The organism is Embleya sp. NPDC059213, assembly GCF_042754445.1.
Taxonomy (GTDB): domain Bacteria; phylum Actinomycetota; class Actinomycetes; order Streptomycetales; family Streptomycetaceae; genus Embleya.
In genome coordinates this window covers 1-1,698 of sequence record NZ_JBHZAV010000412.1, presented here as the reverse complement: position 1 = coordinate 1,698, position 1,698 = coordinate 1, and the positions used below count along the sequence as shown (strand labels likewise).

The window sequence follows — 1,698 nt, the reverse complement described above, 5'->3', positions numbered from 1 at the left end:
CGTGTTCGGTGATCAGGTGGCGGGCGAACAGGGCGCCGAGGGCGCCGGTTCCGCCGGTGATCAGGACCGTGCCCTCCGGCGCCAACTCCGGCCCGACGGTGTCCACTACGGACTGCGGCGCCAGGCGTGGCACGGTCACCGCGCCGGCGCGTATCGCGACCTGGTCGTGGCCCGCCGCCAGCACCGCGGGCAGGACCGCGAGCGAGGCCGGGTCGTCGTCCACGTCCGCGAGTACGATCCGGTCGGGGTGTTCCGACTGCGCCGAGCGCAGCAGGCCCCACACCGCGGCGCCCACCAGATCCGGGGCGGCGTCCGGGCCGGCCGACACCGCGCCGCGGGTCACCGCGACCAGGCGGCCGGCCGTGAAACGCTCGTCGACCAGCCATTCCCGGACCAGTTCCGCCGCCGCGACGACGGTGTCGTGCACCGCTGCGACGACGTCGCCGGTCTCGGCGACCTCGCCGTCCACGCCGGCCGGGCGGCCGGCGTGGACGGTGACCAGCACGTCGGCACCGGCCGCCTCCGCCAACGTCTCGCGGCGGTCGACCGTCAACACCTCGTCGATCGACCGGTCGGGGGTCGCGCCCAGCAGGGCCCACTGCCCGGCCTGTCCGGTCGGGCTCACCTCCACCCCGACCCAGTCCACCGCGAACAGGGAGCCGGCCGTCTCGTCCCGCGCCGCCGGAGCGTCGGCCGACACCGGGCGCGCCTCCACCGATCGCACCTCGGCGACCGGTTGCCCCGCCTCGTCGGCGAGTTGCACCCGGCACGCGGTCGCTGCGGCGGCATCGCCGTCGATGACCACCCGGACCCGCAGCGCGGTCGCCCCGGTGGCGTAGAGGCTGATCCCGTTCCACACGAACGGCAACAGCAGCGTGAAGTCATCGCCCGCATCGGCGATCGCGGCGAAGACCCGGGGGTGGATGGCCGCGTCGAACAGGGCGGGGTGAATCCCGAATCCGGTCGTGTCCGTGTGTTCCGGCAGCGCGACCTCGGCGAAGAACTCGGCCCCGTCGGCGCCGTCGCGGCGCCACAACGTGTGCAAACCGCGGAACATCGGGCCGTACACGTAGCCGTGGTCCGCGAGCCGCTCGTAGAACCCGTCCGTCGCCAGCGGAACGGCGCCGGCCGGCGGCCATTCGCTCAGCTCGAAACGTGGTTCCGGCGCCGAGGGGGCCAACAGGCCGGTGGCGTGGCAGATCCACTCCTGATCGCTCTCCCGGCAGGAATGGATCGCGAACGCCCGGTGCCCGGTTTCCTGCAACTCGTTCACCACGAGCTGGACCCGCACGCCGCCGGTCGCCGGGAGGACCAGCGGCGCGGTGACCACCATCTCGGTCACACCGGCGCAGCCGACCTCGTCGCCGGCCCGGATCGCCATGTCGATCAACGCGGTGCCCGGCACCAACGCCCGGCCACCCAGCTCGTGTTCGGCGACCCAGGCGTGCGTCCGGGCCGAGAGGCGACCGGTGAACACCACCTCGTCGGCGCCGGCGATCCGCACCACCGCGTCCAGCATGGGGTGGCTCGCGGCCGCCTGCCCGGCCGAGACGGCGTCGCCCGACGACGACTGCGCCAGCCAGTAGTTCCGGTGTCGGAAGGGGTAGGTGGGCAGGTCGGTCAGGGTCGCGGCGGTCCCGGTGAACAGGCGGGACCAGTCGACGGTGTGGCCGGCGGTGTGCAGGTGGGCCAACGCGG

The 1,698-nt window shown here is 74.1% G+C and carries 1 protein-coding gene; it reads right to left on the bottom strand.

Features of this window, described 5'->3' with window-relative positions; translation table 11 throughout:
* On the bottom strand, nt 1–1,698 hold a 1,698-nt coding region (locus ACFXMF_RS47705; RefSeq protein WP_380021348.1), incomplete at both ends, for a polyketide synthase dehydratase domain-containing protein.